We start from the raw sequence: 15,739 nt of genomic DNA, 5'->3' as shown, positions 1-15,739 counted from the left end.
GTCGTCACTGTTGTTCCACATAGGCCGGGCCAATTCGCCTGAATGTGCTCGGCTCGCCAAAGAATTCCACCGGTGCCTTGGCAAGAAACGCCTGCCACTGTTCCGAAGTTGCGGTGATCCGGACATCGATACCGCTACCGTCCTGCTTGGTCGTGCCGGCCAGCGTTCCATCCTTTACCGCCTGAACAAGCTTTTCGTTCTCCATGGACCACACCGAAAGGTGATCAGTCCCCTCGAACTCATATTTGATAAACACATATCCGTCTTCCGTCTCGGAACTCATGACATTCAAATAATCGCCCGACGGCAACCGCGTGACATGTACGTCATAGGTCTCCACGTCGCCCAGCCCTTCGACACCATGGTCGGCCAGCGAAATCCGGAGCTTATCGTCCTCGGTGGCGAAGACGTGGGCAATCAGGTACTCGTCCTCCTCTTCCAGGATCCAGGAACCCCACAGCCGCGCATCGTTCTTCTCCGGGTCGGCGGCGGCGATCGGATGTTCCGATTCGGCCAGGCATCCTCCAACCACGGTAGCCGCCACCAGGGCCAGACTCGCCAGCAGGCGGCGCGTGTATTTCCCCCAAGCTCTCATTTTGCCCTCAGTCGCGGTGATAAGGATGCCCCGCCAGGATTTGTTGTGCGCGGTAGATTTGCTCCACAAGCATGGCACGCGCCAGCAGGTGGGGCCAAGTCATCTGGCCCAGGGATAGCACGAAGTTGGCCTGGTTGCGCAGTTCCGGCGCCAGTCCGTCCGCCCCGCCCAGCAAGAACAGGATTTCCGGCGCGCCCTGGTCCTCCCAAGCCTTGAGGCGGCTGGCGAAGTCCCGGCTGCCCAGGAGCTTGCCGCGCTCGTCGAGCGCAACGACCACTGGCCGGCCGCCCGTTTTCGCCGTGGCGCGGTCGATCGCCGCCTGCAGCAGGGCGCCCTCGCGTGCCTTCAGTTCGGCGCCCGAGAGTGGCCGCTTCTCCTCGACCTCTTCAATGGCGAGCGGCCAGTGCAAGCGCTTCTGATACTCCGCGATCAGCGCCGCTTCCGCACCGCTCCTGGCCCGGCCCACTGCCAAAATCCGCAGCTTCATGACAGTCTGGCCGAATTGCGAAGCGGGAGGGGAATCATGAAAAATGCGGTCGGAACGTGCCGTCGGGTGTGCCTGGTGGCGCTCTTGGGCTCTCTGCTGGCTGCGTGCGCGATCCAGCCGACGGTGCGCCGCCCGCCGGTCGACCCCGCTCTGGTCAAGGGCAATATCCTACGGTTGGCGAGCGCGGAATGGAATGCATTCGGTGGGCAGATTGTCTATCTCGAGGGCGGGCGCGAGCGGATCGATCCGGTCGGAGTCTGGGAGGATGAGCGGCGCGGCTCCCCGCGCGTTGCCGCCTATTGGCGCAGCGTGGACGAGAATTGGGCGGGCTATGATTGCGACAAGCCTTGGTCCGCCGCTTTCATCTCATGGCTGATGCTGGAGTCCGGCGTGCCGCCGGAATTGTTCAAGCCCAGCGGCCTGCATGCCGACTATCTCCGCTTGATCGCCACCAACGGCAGCGAGCCGACCGCGCGCTTTGTCTTGCGTGACGCCAGGCTGTTCAGCCCACGCGCCGGCGATCTCATCTGCGCCACCCGGGCCGGCGCCAGCATTGCGGCCTATAATGACATCCCTGACGGCACGCCGATGCATTGCGATCTCGTCGTCTTCAATGAAGGCGGCCGGCTGGAAAGCATCGGCGGCAATGTGCGCAACTCCGTCTCCAAGACCGTGCGTCAGGTCGGCCCTAACGGATTGCTGCCCATGATCGGCGACCGTCCCTGGGCACTGGTGGTGGAGCTTCGTTATCCCGATTAGGGCGCCCGACTAGCGCGCCTTGCCCTCGAGCAATGGCTTCTGCTCCTGGAACAAGGCCGCCAGTGCGTCCATGACGCGGCGCACCCGCGCCAGCTCGCGCAGGTCGCGATGCACCAGCAGCCATTGATCCGCCCACACCTCCTTGAGGATCGGACCAATGCGCCGCAACGCGGGGTCGGTATCGCCGAGATAGCAGGGCAGGACCGCGAGGCCCGCGCCGCCGCGCACCGCATCATGGAGCACCAGCCAGTTGTTCACGCGCATCGCCGGCTTCGCGCCTTCCAGAAGCTCAAGCATCCAGGTCTGGCCCGGCATGTAGGTATGATCCTCGTCGAAGCCGACCCATGGCATGCGGCGCAGCTTGTCGCGCGTATGGCTGACCGTCATGTCCGCATGCCCGTAAATCGCAAAAGCGGCGCGGCCCAGCTTCCGCGTTACCAGGCTGGCAAGGTCTGGCATCTGTTCGCGGATCAGCAGGTCGGCTTCCCGCCGCGACAGGTTGGCAAGCATGTGGTTGGCGCTGAGTTCGAACTCGACGCACTGCAGGTTGTCCCGCAGCCGCGGCAGGTGGATCGCGAGGAAGCCGGTCATTGCCTCGTGCGCGGAGATGCGCACCGTGCCATGAGCGGCGTCGGTGAGGCCCGCGCTGCGGCGGTGGATCGAATCGGCGGCGCGCTCCATCGCCTCGGCGTCGGCCATCAGCCCTTCGCCGGCCGCGGTCAGGACGTAGCGGTCGGGCAGGCGATCAAACAGCCGCGCGCCGATTGAATCCTCCAGCGCCTTCACTCGGCGCGCGACCGTCGGATGGCTTACGTCGAGTTGCTTGGCAACCGCCGTCAGCTTGCCGGCGCGGGCGAGAGTTAGAAAAACGTGCAAATCGTCCCACTTCATGGGGTGCTGTCCGAAATGTCAGGAGCCTACTGTTCAATAATTTACAGCAGATGCTCCGATTTGTCGAATGCAGAACATTGTTGTTCAGCCTACCGTGCTGGTCTGCGATGATCGAGGGGCTTTCCATCATGCATATAGAGCCGAGGCTTTGGACCTTCACGCGCGGCGTCAGACTGCGCATTCTATGGGCCGTTCTGGTCGGTCTCGCGGCCAGCGCGCTGGGCGTTGCGCGCCTCGGGCTGCTGGGCTGGCTGATCGGCGCGTTGTTCGCGGGGCAGAGTCTCGGACAGCTGCTGGTGCCGGTCGTCGCGATCGGCGTGGTGATGGTGCTGCGCGGCGTCTTCGAACATTGGCGTGCCATGATCGCGCACGAGACCGCATCGCGAGTCCAGGTCGTTCTGCGCCGGACAATCTATGAAAAGATCGCATCGCTGGGTCCTGGCACGGTTGGACGCCAGCGCTCCGGCGCGCTCACCTTGTCCCTGATCGACGGGGTGGAGCAGCTCGAGACCTACTTCGGCCAGTTCCTGCCTCAGTTCCTGATCTCTCTGCTCTCCCCGATCCTCATCTTCGCTGCGATCGCGTTCATCGACCTGCCGGTCGCCGGCGTAATGCTGGCATTCGCGCTCATCGCCTTGTTCGCGCCGGCGCTGTGGCACAAGTTCGACGTCGCGCGATCTTTGGATCGCCAGCGCGCCTATGCGACCTTCGCGGCCGAGTTTCTCGATTCTATTCAAGGACTCGCGACCCTGAAGGCGTTCGGGCAGAGCAAGTCCCGCGGCGATCACCTGGAACGCGAGGCCAAGGATTTGTTCCAGCGCACCATGTGGGTGCTGGCGACCAATGTGCTGGCGCGCGGCATCACCGACAGCGCCATCGCCTGCGGCGCGGCGGCTGCCCTGGCACTCGGCGCGTTCCGGGTCGAGGCCGGGGCGATGGACCTGTCGGCGCTGCTGGTCATCCTGATGCTGGGCATCGAGATCTTCCGCCCGATGCGGGAACTGCGCACGGTCCTGCATCAGGGCATGGTCGGCATGTCGGCGGCGCAGGGTCTCTATCAGATTCTCGACAGCCTGCCGTTGATAGAGGACGCGCCGGCCGCGCACTTGGCGCAGCCATTGGCGCCCAGCATCGCCTTCGAGCATGTGCAGTTCCGCTATCCCGGCACTAGGCGGCTGGTGCATGACGGGCTGGATTTCCAGGTCGCGCCCGGCGAGCGGATCGGCGTGGTCGGTGCCTCGGGCGGCGGCAAGTCCTCCATCGTGCGCCTGCTGCTGCGCTTCTACGATCCGGAACAGGGTGCCATCCGCATCGGCGGTCACGATCTGCGTCAGCTTTCGTTCCACCAGATCCGGGGCATGATCTCCGTCGTCAACCAGGATACGTTCCTGTTCCACGGCACGGTCGAAACCAACATCCGCATGGGCCGGCCCGACGCGACCGTGGACGAGATCCGCGCTGCGGCAACAGCCGCCAACATCCACGATTTCATTGTGGCGCTCCCCAACGGCTATGACACCGTGATCGGGGAGCGCGGTATCAAGCTTTCCGGCGGCCAGCGGCAGCGCATCGCAATCGCGCGAGCCATCCTGCGCGATTCCCCGATCCTGGTCCTCGACGAAGCGCTGTCGGCGGTCGATGCGGAGAACGAAGCCGTGATCCAGAGCGCGCTCGATCGCCTGATGCGCGGCCGCACGACGCTGATCTTTGCGCATCGCCTCTCCAGCGTGATCGATTGCGACCGCATCCTGGTGCTCTCGGACGGCAAGGTCGTCGAAGGCGGTCGCCATGAAAGCCTGATGAAGGCCGGCGGTATCTATGCCCAGTTGATGGCGGAGCAGGCGCGGGAGGCCGGCGGCAACGCCCTCGTCGATGCCGCCGCGCCAACATCGGCCGCAGCGGAAGTGATCGCCCACGTTCCCGATGCGAGCACCAAGCCCGTGACCGAAGGCATCATCAAGGCGGAGGGGCTGAACTGGCTGCAGCTCATTGCGGCCCTGATGAAGCTGGTGATGCGCTGGAAAGGCAGGCTGACCGCGACGTTCCTGTTCGGCGTCTTGCGGGTCGTTGCCTTCATCGGAGTCGGAATCCTGAGCGCACTGGTGGTGTTCGATCTGAAGCATGGCGAGCCCTATGGACAGTGGCTGTGGGCGCTGGCGGTGCTGGCGCCGCTCTCAGGCCTGCTCCACTGGCTGGAATCCTGGATTGCACACGACATGGCGTTCCGATTGCTGGCGGACATGCGGCTCGACGTGTTCCGCAAGCTCGATTCGCTGGCGCCCGCCTATCTGGTGCGCCGGCGCACCGGTGACCTGATGGCGCTGGCAACGCACGATATCGAGCTGGTGGAGTATTTCTTCGCCCATACGGTCGCGCCGGCTTTCGTTGCCATCCTGGTACCGGCCGTCGTGCTGGTGGTCCTAGGCATGTCGTCGCCTTGGCTGCCGCTGGCGCTGCTGCCGTTCCTGGCGGCGGTCGGGCTGTGCCCCTTCCTGCTGCGCGGCAAGGTCGATCGGCTCGGCTCGGAAGCACGCGAAGCGGCGGGCGAGCTGGGCGCGTTCGCGGTCGATTCGGTGCAGGGCCTGAGCGAGATCGTAGCGTTTCAGCAGGAGCAGGCGCGTGCCAGCCAGCTCGATGCGCTGTCGCAGCGCCATGTGCGGTTGCGGCTGCCGTTCTATCGCGAGCTGACTCTCCAGGGCAGCCTGCTCGAAGTCTTCACCGGCCTCGGCGGTCTGGCGATCGTGCTGGCCGGCGCGATCCTGATGCAGCACGGGCTGATCGATCCAGCCATCCTGCCGCTGCTCGCCCTACTGGCGATGGCGGCATTCCTGCCGGTGTCGGAGATCGCGCAGATCGGCCGCCAGCTCGCCGACACGCTGGGAGCGACTCGCCGGATCTACGCCCTGATGAACGAGCCCGTGCCGGTGCGCGATGGTGTTGGCGCTGCGACCCCGGACGGAAGCGCAGCATTGGCGGTGCGCGAGGTCGGCTTCGCTTATGCAGGACAGAACCGGCGTGCCCTCGATCAAGTGACGTTCGATATTCCCGCAGGCAAGACGGTGGCGCTGGTCGGCATGTCCGGTGCGGGCAAGACAACGCTGGCTCAACTTCTGATGCGCTTCTGGGACCCCGACCAGGGATCGATCACACTCAACGGAATCGATCTTCGCGACTACACGCTCGATGACCTGCGCAGCCGGATCGCACTGGTCGCGCAGGATACCTACCTGTTCAATGACACGCTGCGGCGGAACATCCTGATTGCCCGGCCGGACGCCAGCGAGTCGGAGTTGCAGGCCGCGATCCGCCACGCATCCCTGGAAGATCTCGTGGCGGCCCTGCCGGACGGGCTCGAGGCGATCGTCGGCGAACGCGGAATGAGTTTGTCGGGTGGCCAGCGCCAGCGCGTCGCCATCGCTCGTGCGTTCCTCAAGGATGCGCCGATCCTGATCCTGGATGAGGCCACCTCGCATCTGGACGCGCTGAACGAAGCGGCGGTACGGCACGCGCTCGATCTGCTTCAGACCGACCGGACCACCATCGTGATTGCCCATCGCCTCTCGACCATCCGCAATGCCGATGTGATCGTCGTCATGCAAGACGGTCGGGTGAAGGAGGTTGGGGATCACGAGAACTTGGTGCGGCGCGCGGGCCTCTACGCCCAGCTTGTATCGCGGCAATTCGCTTCGGCCTATTCGTCGGCCGCTCAGTGAAGCAAAAGCGCCAAGCTAGGCCTGCAGACGCGCGTCCGCATCGGCATCCTGGATCACGCGCTCGGCGGGCATGTGCAGTGTTACGCGCGTGCCGCGGCCGGGCTGGCTGTTGATCGCGATATCGCCGCCATGCAACTCCATCAGCTTCTTGCTGATGGCGAGGCCGAGGCCGCTGCCCCCGAAACGCCGGCTGATCGAGGCGTCCGCCTGGCGGAACGGCTGGAACAAGTCCCGGAGCACGTCTTCGGCGATGCCGATGCCGGTATCGCTGATGGCAATGTCGAGCTTGCGTTCCTTCGTCACTTCGGCGGCGACGGTCACTGCGCCGCCCTGCGGCGTGAACTTCACCGCATTGGACAGCAGGTTCAGCAGGATCTGCTTCAACGCGCGCTCGTCGGCACGCAGGGCGGGCAGCGGCCCCTTGTTCTCCACGATCAGGCGCACGCCGCCGTCCGCCGCCTTGGACGTGACCATGCGCACGCAGTCGTTGATCACAGAATCGACGGAGATCACCTCTTCCATCAGCTTCTGCTGGCCGGCCTCGATTCGCGACATATCGAGGATGTCGTTGATGAGCGCGAGCAAGAGCTTGCCGCTGCTGTTGATGTCGTTGGCGTAGTTGACGTAGCGCTCCGGAATCTTGCCGAACGCCTGATCGCAGATGAGCTGCGAGAAACCGATGACGGCATTGAGCGGCGTGCGCAGCTCATGGCTCATGTTGGCGAGGAACTGGGTCTTGGTGCGGTTGGCGATCTCGGCCGTGCGCTTGGCGGTCAACAGCTCGAGCTCGCGCTCGCGCTGCTCGGTCACGTCCTGGATAACGCCGATCTCGTAGAGGATGCGTCCTTGCGCGTCGCGCAGCCGCTCCGCCTCCATGTGCACGTGTGCGATCGACTGGTCCGGCCTGACGACGCGGAACTGCGCGTCATAGCGGTCCGTCGTGCGATTGACGAAGCCCTCGACAGCGGCAAGCGCGAAGGCCTGATCGTCGGGATGCACGAACTTGCGGACGAGATCGATCTCCTCGAGCGGTATGTCCTCCGGCCTCGCGCCCAGGATGTCGGCGAATTCGCTGGAAAGGTGCAGCCAGCCGCGGTCGGCCGACTGCGCGACGTCGCGGGGTTCCCATACCCAGTAGCCGACACGCGACAGACGGTGCGCATGGCGCAGCAGGGTTTCGTTGCGCGCGATCGCCCGCTCGTTGCGCTTGCGGTCGGTGATGTCTTGCACCACGCCGATCACCTGGCCGAGCGGGCCACGGTTGTTCACCACTTTTTCCGCGGAAACGCTGACATCGCGGATCTCGCCGTCGCTGCGCGCCAGGCGATACTCGAAGGTCCACGCCGTCTCGGTCGATGCCATGAAGGCGCGCCACTCATTGAGGATGCGGTCGCGATCCTCCGGATGGGCCATGGCAATGAGGGGGCTCGCATTGGCGGAATTGAGATCGGCGGCGGGCGCGCCCAGGATTTCCTCGGCATCGCCGGAGAAGACCAGGCGCTCGCCGCCCCCGCTGGAGGCCGCGATCGGGTCATAGGTCCAGTAGCACAGCTTTGCCAGGCGATGCGCGCGGCGCAGCTTGATCTCGCTCTCCCGCAGCATCGCGTCGGCCGCCATCTGCTGGGTCACGTCCTGCGACAGTCCGATCAGTTCCACCAGGGCGCCGCTCGCATCGACGCGCTTCTCGGCGAAGTCGCGAATATAGCGATAGCTGCCGTCGCGTTGCTTGAAACGGAAGGTGATCGCGAGGCGCTGCTCCCGGCCCTCATAGAACGAGCGATAGGCTTCGGTCATCTCGACCTGATCGTCGGGGTGAACGAAACGCTCGATGAACTCGGCGAGCGGCACGTCGATCTCGGCAAGGCTTTGACCGAAGACGACCTCGAGATTGGCGGAATAGATGAAGGTAGAGGTTGCCCAATCGCCAGTGGCCGATTCCGACTTTGCGGTCCAATAGCACATATGCGCAATCGACTGCGCGCGATCCATGATGGCGTTGTTGCGCGCGATCTCATCCTGCTGTGCGCGCTCTTCGGTGACATCGGTGCCGACGCTCAAAACCCAGTCGCGCCGTCCGGTCGCATCTGGCAAGTTGGTGGTGGACCATCGGATGAGGCGCCGCTCGCCCGCCCGGGTCAGCAGGTGGCATTCGTACAGTTCCGGGGCCGCAGCGCGGCGGGCGCGGCGCCGGGCGGCGGCGACCATCTCGCGTTCCTCGCGCGGCACCAGATGCATGAAGGGGTCGAGCGCGAGAATCTCGGTCTGCGGGTAGCCGAGCTTCTCGGCTTCGGCGTTGCAGCTGACCAGCCGTCCGGCTGCATCCTGGACGAACACCATGACGTCGGCGGAATCGAGCACGCGGGTCACGAAGTCGCGTTGCTGGCGCAACCGCGCCTGGCTCAACAGGATGCGACGACCGAGAATGACGGCGATGAAAGCGAGGCCAAGCCCAGCCGCCGCAATCACCCCCGATATGACGATGAGAGCAGGCCGAATACTGTCCGTCACCACCGATCGCGGCAGCGAGACCGCGACCACCAATGGAAAATCACCGACCCGCTGCAGATAGGCGAGACTTGCGGTTCCGTCGGCCGTGATCCAGCGATCCCGATCCCCCTCTGCGATCGGATTCGACGCGCCCGCACCGAGAAAGCTCTCACGCGCGACGCTGGCGCGGTCGGCATCGTCGATCATGAGGACGCCGTCGATCCGAAGCAGCGCCACATGGTGATCGGTGGTTGGGCGCACAACGCGGAAGCGCTCGGCCAGGACCGGCGCATCCACCACCAGGGTCACGGCCCCGGTCAGCGTGCCCTTGCCGGTGATGATCGGCCGGCTGATCGGAAATGCCCACTTATCGGTGCCAGCCAGCTTGAAGGGGGCGCCAATCGTCAGGCCCGCATCGGGATGAGCTCGGAAGTATTCGAATAGCGGACGGGGATCGAAACCCGTAATGGGCAGCGCGGTGGTGTCCCGCGTCACCATGCGCAACGTGCCTTCGTCGGTGCTCACGATGATGCTCTGCGCCGCAGGCAGGCCGGTCAGCCGCGGCTGCACCCGCTCCTGCAGGCGCGAACTGCCATAGGCGTCCAGTTTCTCGGAGCGGCCCAGCCAAGTACTGGCGAGCTGCAGGATGCTGTCGAGCCGATTCAGTTCCCAGGCGGTCTGCTCCGTCACCGCAAGGGCGAAGCGGCGCAGATTGGCCTGGCTATCGTCATACTGCGCGGCATAGAGCCGCCAGCTTGCCGCGCCGGCACCGATGGCCGCCAGTGCGAGCACGAAGACAACCAGAGCCGCGAGCGCTCGGCGAGTCTGCCGGCGCTCCGCATCATGAGTCTCGATGGGCCGGTCGCGTTCCGTCATCCGATCAGCGTGATCATCGCGCGCTTCTTGTTCCCCAGGGCGTTCGGCACGGGTGCCGTCCAAGGGAGGCTGGACGTCATTGTCGGCTCCGATGGTGGATAATTCGTTTACCAGCGGAGTCAGCAAGGAATTTCAATGCCCAGAATAGTTAATCCGGATTAAGACAAACAGCCGAGTGCCTGGGCGTGGACTGCGCCTCAACGTAGGCAGGGGTCGCCGGCAGGATCGGGAACATCATTCATCCATGCCTGGATCTGTCCGGCCCGGCGCGAGATGTAGCTGCTGGGCTTGCTGGCGGAGAAACGCCGGGGGTTGGGCAGCACCGCGGCCAGCAAGGCGGCCTCCCGGCGGGTCAGGTCCGCCGCCGGCTTGCGGAAATGGTGCCGCGCCGCTGCCTCCGCGCCATAAACGCCAGGCGCCCATTCCACCACATTGAGATAGACTTCGAGGATCCGCCGCTTGCCCCACATCACTTCAACCAGCAGCGTGAAATAGGGTTCGATCGCCTTGCGGGCATAACGGGTCAGCATAGTGTCGCCGGGCCACAGAAAGACGTTCTTGGCAGTCTGGTTGCTGATCGTGCTACCGCCGCGCAGACGGCCGGACTTCTCGTTATGGCGAAACGCCTTCTGGATGGCTGCGAAATCGAACCCCCAGTGCGCACAGTAGCCGCTGTCTTCGGCGGCGATGACGGCGCGCATGAGGTTGGGCGAGATGGCGTCGTAGGAGACCCAGTCCTTGGAGATCCAGTTACCCTCGAACAGGCGGATCACCATCAAGGGCGTCAGCGGCGGAGGCACGACACGATAGATCGCCGTCATGATGACACTCAGTCCGATGACGAGCACGATCACACGGCCAAGCCGCCGCAGACTCCGCCGCATCCAACCACCGGGCCGCTGGGCGCGTTTGGAGCGAAGCATGGGATCCACGGGATTGTCCATCGCGGCCTTGATACTGGCGTGCGCGGGCCCGGACAAGAGCAAGGGTTGCGGAACGAGGCGCGATCATCGAAGGATAGCGCCATGACCGATCCCGATCCGGAATTCCCGGCGACCGCGGTGCGCATCCTGCGTGGTGCGACTAGGCTCCTGGAGGGCCTGGGCTATGCGGCGATCGCCGAATACACTCTCGGCAACGGACGCCGCGCCGACATCCTCGCCATTGATGGGGCAGGGCAGGTGGCGATCGTGGAGATCAAATCGTCGCGCGCCGATTTCGCGGCCGACCGCAAGTGGCGCGACTATCTCGATTTCTGCGACCGGTTCTATTTCGCGGTGGCGCCGGACTTCCCGCTCGGCCTGCTGCCGGAGGAGGTCGGCCTCATCTGCGCCGATGCCCATGGCGGCTCGATCCGGCGCGAAGGGGTGCTTCAGCCCATCAATGCCAACCGCCGCCGCAGCCTCATCCTCGGCGTCGCCCTCACGGCCAGCCGCCGCCTCGCCCGGATCGCCGATCCGGAACTGCCCTGGTGATTGCTACTGGGCGGCTGCTATGTCCGCGAGCTGGGCGCGGCCGTCGCGGTTGTCGAGGTAGTTGACCAAGGCGGCCACGACCCTGCGGTCGTAGGCATGGCCGGCCTCCTTGAACAGGATCTCGATCGCGGAATCCATCGACATGCCCTGGCGGAAGGCGCGGTCGCTGATCATGCCGACCAGGGCATTGGCGACGGCGATGATGCGCGCGGTGATCAGGGTCTCCTCGCCTTTCAGACCGCGCGGCTGGCCGCTGCCGTCCCAGCGCTCCTGCGCTTGGCGCAACGTCTCGACCACCGGCCCATCGAACTCGATTTCCTGGATCATGTCGGCGCTGACCTGTACGGAATTGCGCAGCAGGCGCCGCTCTTCCTCCGTCAGATCACCGGTCTTGGCCAGCACCTCCGGCGGGATCATGATCTTGCCCAGATTGAGCAGGTTGGCGGCGATCTCGGCGGTATCGGTTTCGGTCTCCGTCAGGCCCATCTCGCGCGCCACTGCCCGCGCCACGCGGGCCACGCGCGTCGAATGATTGGCGGCGAAGGGGTCGCGCCGGTCGACCACGCCGACCAGGGTCTTGACCAGGTTCTGCAGCGTGCGCGCGCGCTTCTCGCGCTCCGTCACCACGTCGGTGATGTCGTGCTCGACCGTCAGCACGCCAGCGGTCGCACCCGAACGCTCCTTGAGCGGGATGTGCTCCGACTGCAGCACCTTGCGGTCCCCCTCGGTCTCGAGCCGCGCGACATTGTTGATGGCGGCGCCGGCCTTCAGCGCCTGTTCGTTGAGCTCGAGGTAGCGCTTGGCGCTGGCTGGGCCGAGCACGGCGGCGATGTCCTTGTTCAACATCTCACCCGGTGTAATTCCCGTCGCCTTGCTGGCCTGGGCATTGGCGAAACGATAGCGGTGCTGATTGTCGAGGATGAAGATGCTGGTCGGCTGGCTATCGGTGACCAGCTGCAGCAGGTCTTTTTGCGCTTCATATTGATGGGCGAGCAACTGGGCGCGGGATGCCGCCTCCGATGCGCGGCGCGAAGAGCCGTGACGCCACACCGCGATGATGGCAACGGCGATCACCAGCAGTGCAAGGCCGAGCATCACCGTCAGGGCGCGGAACCGGTTGTCGGCCGCGCCCAGGGCTTCTTCATATTCGACCGTGTGCATCAGTACCCAGGGCGCGCCGCTGATCGCGCGCGCGGCCACCAGAACACGGCGTCCGGAATAGTCTCTATTGCCGGCTGCGAAGCCGTTGCCGACCGTCACCGCATAGGCCGCATCAAGATCGGGAGTCGACAATTCCATGGTGAGGCCCAGCGGCTCGGCCGTCTCGCCCGGGCGCCGGACCGGAGAAAGATAGGCAACTTTGTCTCCGACCTTGGTCAGCAGGACAGTGGTTGCGGTCCGCGTGGTATCGCCCGGCTGGCGCAACAGAGGATAGAGCGCTCGTGCTACGCGCTTGACGCCGACAATCCGGCCGATCTGGGCGCTGGTCGCCTGATCGGACTGGACCGCGAACAATGGCACCACGAACGTCATGGTCGCTTCCCCGCGCGAATCGACGGTCAGCGGGCCGGTCGCGGAAGCGCCCGGCGCAACTGCGGTCACGAAGTCTCTCAGCGCGCCGTCGAACGGCGGCGCATCGGGCGAGGCCGCCACCACCGCGCCATCATTGTTGATGATCAGGATGCCACCGGTACCGATTCGCGTTTGGTTGAAATTGGGCTGCGTATCCTGGTCGGCTTCGCCGAACCCGCCGCGCATCGCCGCGACCAGCAGCAGATTGCGCAGATACTGGCGGAACCCTTCGACTTGCTCCCGCTGTTCCGGATCGTTACTGAACTCGTCGATCGATCCGACATAGAGCTGCACCGACTCGTTGTCGGCAAGCGCATTGAGGTCGGCGAGGTTGCCGGCCAGCCAGCGATTGACTTCGGCGGCGCGGCTGTCGGCGACGATGCCGAGGCGCACTTGCCACTGGGTCAGTTCGCGTTCGCGCTCCTCGTCCACGAAGCGGTTGATCGCCCAGATCCCGACCACCCCGAGCACGATCAGGATGATTGCGGGAAACAGGATCTTGAGATCGAAACCGCGCCTTGGAGCGCCGGACTCGAACATGCCAGCGGCGGATTCCCCCCTTGCACCCCCATTTGCCGTCGATTGCGCGGGGGACGGCCCCTGGTCCACCAATGCTCGCTCCTCGGTCTTCTGTTTGAACAGGTTGCGACGATCTCCTACAACCTAACATGATCTTGGGACCGGGCCAATTAACGGCTTATTAATCGTAACGGCTGAGTTTGACGGCGGCAAAAAAAGCGGCGCACCGGCGCCGAAGGTACCCAGGCATGGAACGAAGGCGACGCTCAATTTCCGCCGCGCAATGGCTAGGCCGCATGATGGCCGCCGCCGGGCTGCTGTTCATGGTCGTCAGCGCCGCGCCGGCCGAGGCGCGCAAATATCCCAAGATCTTCGGCTCGATCGAGCTGTTCTCCGCCAAGACCACGCGCTTCCCCAAATGGCTCGGCATGCTCGACCGATTCCAGGGCGGCACCAAGCTGTGTGAAAGCGCCACCTGCACCACCAAGGGCTGGAAGGAGTTCATCACCGACTTGCAGGGCAAGGATCTGGCGACGCAGCTCAGGGAAGTGAATCGCGCGTTCAACGGCCACCGCTACATCCTCGACATCAACAATTGGGGCGAAGAGGATTATTGGGCCACGCCCTACCAGTTCCTGAAGAAGCACGGCGATTGCGAAGACTATGCGATCTCCAAATACTTCACGTTGAAGGCCCTCGGTGTCCCGATCGAGGACATGCGCGTCGTTGCCCTGCGGGACCTCAACCTCAATCTCGGCCATGCCGTTCTGGTGGTTTATGTCGGCGACCAGCCGATGATGCTGGACAACCAGATCGCCTCGGTGGTGCCCGCGAACTCGGTCAAGCACTACAACCCGGTCTTTTCCATCAACGAAGCAGGCTGGTGGCTGCACCGGCGGTGAGCGCGCCGAAGGCAGTCTCGATTTTCCCAGACCGACACCGTCACGTGAGCATCGGCTCGCCGAATCTTAGCAGTTCATTTACCATGACGCTCGCAAGCTGAGGCTCGGGGTGCCGTCAGCCGCGCTCCATGGCGGGCCGGATGAATGACTGGAACAAAGACGCGCGCGTATTGACCTACGAGGAACTGCTCCTCGATTTTGCCACGCGTCTGGATCGCCATCGCGCCGGACGCGTGGCGTGCGAGCTTCATCTCAGCCTGCTCCGGCCCTACCATCAGCAGCCGCATCATCTGCGCATCGTCCGCAGGACGCTGGAACCGCTCGCACGCAGGTACGACGCCGGCATCTACGAGCTGCACAACAGGAACCTGATCATCCTGACCAAGGGCGCAGCGGCGACGGACATCGAGCCTTACGTGAGCCAGGTCCGCGCCCTGTTCTCCGAGGACCCGTTGTTCCTTGGCGCGGACGACTCACGGTTCTGCAGCTGGTACGGGCTGGAGCGCGACTATGACGCGTTGCTGATGCGTGCCCGGCAATTGAACGAGGACCGCAAGGCCGCGCAGGAAACCGGCGGAGCGCAGGACGCGATGAACCGCCTTGTCGGCGGGACGGCGATCCGTCCCACTCATCTGGAGCAGATCGAGCGTGCCATCGAGCATGCCGATCTCGCCAACATCCTGCGCCGGCAGGATGTCTGCGCGGTGATACCCGGCATGCGGCCGGAGCCGATGTTCCACGAGCTCTATTTCTCGATGTACTACCTGGCGCAGACCTTGCTGCCTGGCCACAACGTGACGTCGGACGATTTCCTGTTTCGCCATCTGACGCGGGTACTGGACCGACGCATGCTGTCCCTGATGACTCAACGTGAACTATTCCCGATGCTGCGCACGGCCGCGCTCAATCTCAATGTCCGCACCGTCCTTTCGGCGGAGTTCATGGAGTTCGACAAGGCGACCAACATCAAGGATCGCGGCTCGCTGGCGATCGAGCTGCCGGCGCTCGACATCATGAACGAGCCAAACGAGTACCTGTTCGCCCGCGACTTCCTGAAAGAGCGCGGCTACAAGATCGTGCTCGACGGCGTGAAGTACCTGAACCTGCCGCTGATCGACCGCGAGTGGCTTGGCTTTGACTTCGTCAAGGTCACCTGGACGCCCAGCCTGCTCGATGATGCCGCCGGCCAGCGCGGCGAAGCCCTCAAGGCATCGATCGCGAAGATCGGCCGCGATCGCGTTGTGCTCTGCCGCGTCGACAGCGAGGATGGCTTGAAAGCCGGCGAGGCGCTCGGTGTCACGCTATATCAGGGCCGGCTGATCGACGCGATGAACGCGGTGAAGCTGAAGAGCCCGGCTGCCGGCGCTGCGTCATAGAGTCGGCTACGTGACATCATCGCACGTATACACCGGTGTCACCCCGGACTTGTTCCGAGGTCCATCGTCCAACTGCTCGTGCGACTG

Annotated in this window: 11 protein-coding genes; 5 read left to right on the top strand and 6 right to left on the bottom strand. The window is 64.6% G+C overall.

The genetic code is table 11. From position 1 onward, the window contains the following. Nucleotides 1–4 precede the first annotated feature (4 nt). Nucleotides 5–595 (bottom strand): hypothetical protein, encoded by a 591-nt coding sequence (locus DTX69_RS02295; RefSeq protein ID WP_119299849.1) that lies wholly within the window; start codon nt 593–595, stop codon nt 5–7. 7 nt (nt 596–602) lie between these two features. Next, nucleotides 603–1,082, bottom strand: a complete 480-nt coding sequence (gene rlmH, locus DTX69_RS02290) for a 23S rRNA (pseudouridine(1915)-N(3))-methyltransferase RlmH (RefSeq protein WP_119299848.1) — start codon at nt 1,080–1,082, stop codon at nt 603–605. A gap of 36 nt (nt 1,083–1,118) precedes the next feature. On the opposite strand from rlmH, the gene DTX69_RS02285 reads away from it, so the two are divergent. Continuing rightward, nucleotides 1,119–1,841, top strand: a complete 723-nt coding sequence (locus DTX69_RS02285) for a DUF2272 domain-containing protein (RefSeq protein WP_119299847.1) — start codon at nt 1,119–1,121, stop codon at nt 1,839–1,841. Nucleotides 1,842–1,850: 9 nt separating this feature from the next. On the opposite strand, the gene DTX69_RS02280 is transcribed toward DTX69_RS02285, so the two are convergent. Beyond that, nucleotides 1,851–2,732 (bottom strand): LysR family transcriptional regulator, encoded by an 882-nt coding sequence (locus DTX69_RS02280; protein WP_119299846.1) that lies wholly within the window; start codon nt 2,730–2,732, stop codon nt 1,851–1,853. Nucleotides 2,733–2,860: 128 nt separating this feature from the next. Here DTX69_RS02280 and DTX69_RS02275 point away from each other — a divergent pair, with 128 nt between their 5' ends. Then, on the top strand, nt 2,861–6,445 hold the full coding sequence (locus DTX69_RS02275) for an ABC transporter ATP-binding protein (protein WP_119300039.1): 3,585 nt from the start codon (nt 2,861–2,863) through the stop codon (nt 6,443–6,445). A gap of 15 nt (nt 6,446–6,460) precedes the next feature. On the opposite strand, the gene DTX69_RS02270 is transcribed toward DTX69_RS02275, so the two are convergent. Both DTX69_RS02270 and mtgA read right to left on the bottom strand, forming a co-directional pair. Further along, nucleotides 6,461–9,808, bottom strand: coding sequence for a PAS domain-containing protein (locus DTX69_RS02270; protein WP_119299845.1), 3,348 nt, complete (start codon nt 9,806–9,808; stop codon nt 6,461–6,463). Nucleotides 9,809–10,005: 197 nt separating this feature from the next. Next, nucleotides 10,006–10,692, bottom strand: coding sequence for a monofunctional biosynthetic peptidoglycan transglycosylase (mtgA, locus tag DTX69_RS02265; protein WP_119300038.1), 687 nt, complete (start codon nt 10,690–10,692; stop codon nt 10,006–10,008). A gap of 141 nt (nt 10,693–10,833) precedes the next feature. Between mtgA and DTX69_RS02260 the strand changes: the two genes are divergently transcribed. Further along, entirely contained in the window at nt 10,834–11,283 is a 450-nt protein-coding gene (locus DTX69_RS02260; RefSeq protein ID WP_119299844.1) for an MmcB family DNA repair protein, read from the top strand. 3 nt (nt 11,284–11,286) lie between these two features. Here the strand turns inward: DTX69_RS02260 and DTX69_RS02255 are convergent, their stop codons facing one another. Beyond that, a complete protein-coding gene (locus DTX69_RS02255; protein ID WP_119299843.1) occupies nt 11,287–13,395 on the bottom strand; it encodes an HD domain-containing phosphohydrolase in 2,109 nt (702 codons plus the stop codon). Nucleotides 13,396–13,670: 275 nt separating this feature from the next. Here DTX69_RS02255 and DTX69_RS02250 point away from each other — a divergent pair, with 275 nt between their 5' ends. Both DTX69_RS02250 and DTX69_RS02245 read left to right on the top strand, forming a co-directional pair. After that, the gene (locus DTX69_RS02250; protein WP_284735495.1) at nt 13,671–14,276 is read left to right on the top strand and encodes a transglutaminase-like cysteine peptidase; all 606 of its coding nucleotides are present in this window, start codon (nt 13,671–13,673) and stop codon (nt 14,274–14,276) included. A 140-nt stretch (nt 14,277–14,416) separates the two neighbouring features. Further along, complete coding sequence (locus DTX69_RS02245; RefSeq protein ID WP_162916526.1) at nt 14,417–15,652, top strand: EAL domain-containing protein; 1,236 nt, start codon at nt 14,417–14,419, stop codon at nt 15,650–15,652. Nucleotides 15,653–15,739: the final 87 nt, after the last annotated feature.

The organism is Dongia deserti, assembly GCF_003574735.1.
Lineage (GTDB): Bacteria > Pseudomonadota > Alphaproteobacteria > Dongiales > Dongiaceae > Dongia_A > Dongia_A deserti.
The sequence above is the reverse complement of the archived record's forward strand: the minus strand, read 5'-3'. Positions and strand labels throughout refer to the sequence as shown.

Coding starts and splice junctions, on each gene's coding strand:
- DTX69_RS02255 (WP_119299843.1), bottom strand. CDS start 13,395: ATGTTCGAGTCCGGCGCTCCAAGGCGCGGTTTCGATCTCAAGATCCTG.
- DTX69_RS02285 (WP_119299847.1), top strand. CDS start 1,119: ATGAAAAATGCGGTCGGAACGTGCCGTCGGGTGTGCCTGGTGGCGCTC.
- DTX69_RS02295 (WP_119299849.1), bottom strand. CDS start 595: ATGAGAGCTTGGGGGAAATACACGCGCCGCCTGCTGGCGAGTCTGGCC.
- DTX69_RS02260 (WP_119299844.1), top strand. CDS start 10,834: ATGACCGATCCCGATCCGGAATTCCCGGCGACCGCGGTGCGCATCCTG.
- DTX69_RS02245 (WP_162916526.1), top strand. CDS start 14,417: ATGAATGACTGGAACAAAGACGCGCGCGTATTGACCTACGAGGAACTG.
- rlmH (WP_119299848.1), bottom strand. CDS start 1,082: ATGAAGCTGCGGATTTTGGCAGTGGGCCGGGCCAGGAGCGGTGCGGAA.
- DTX69_RS02250 (WP_284735495.1), top strand. CDS start 13,671: ATGATGGCCGCCGCCGGGCTGCTGTTCATGGTCGTCAGCGCCGCGCCG.
- DTX69_RS02275 (WP_119300039.1), top strand. CDS start 2,861: ATGCATATAGAGCCGAGGCTTTGGACCTTCACGCGCGGCGTCAGACTG.
- DTX69_RS02280 (WP_119299846.1), bottom strand. CDS start 2,732: ATGAAGTGGGACGATTTGCACGTTTTTCTAACTCTCGCCCGCGCCGGC.
- DTX69_RS02270 (WP_119299845.1), bottom strand. CDS start 9,808: ATGACGGAACGCGACCGGCCCATCGAGACTCATGATGCGGAGCGCCGG.
- mtgA (WP_119300038.1), bottom strand. CDS start 10,692: ATGCGGCGGAGTCTGCGGCGGCTTGGCCGTGTGATCGTGCTCGTCATC.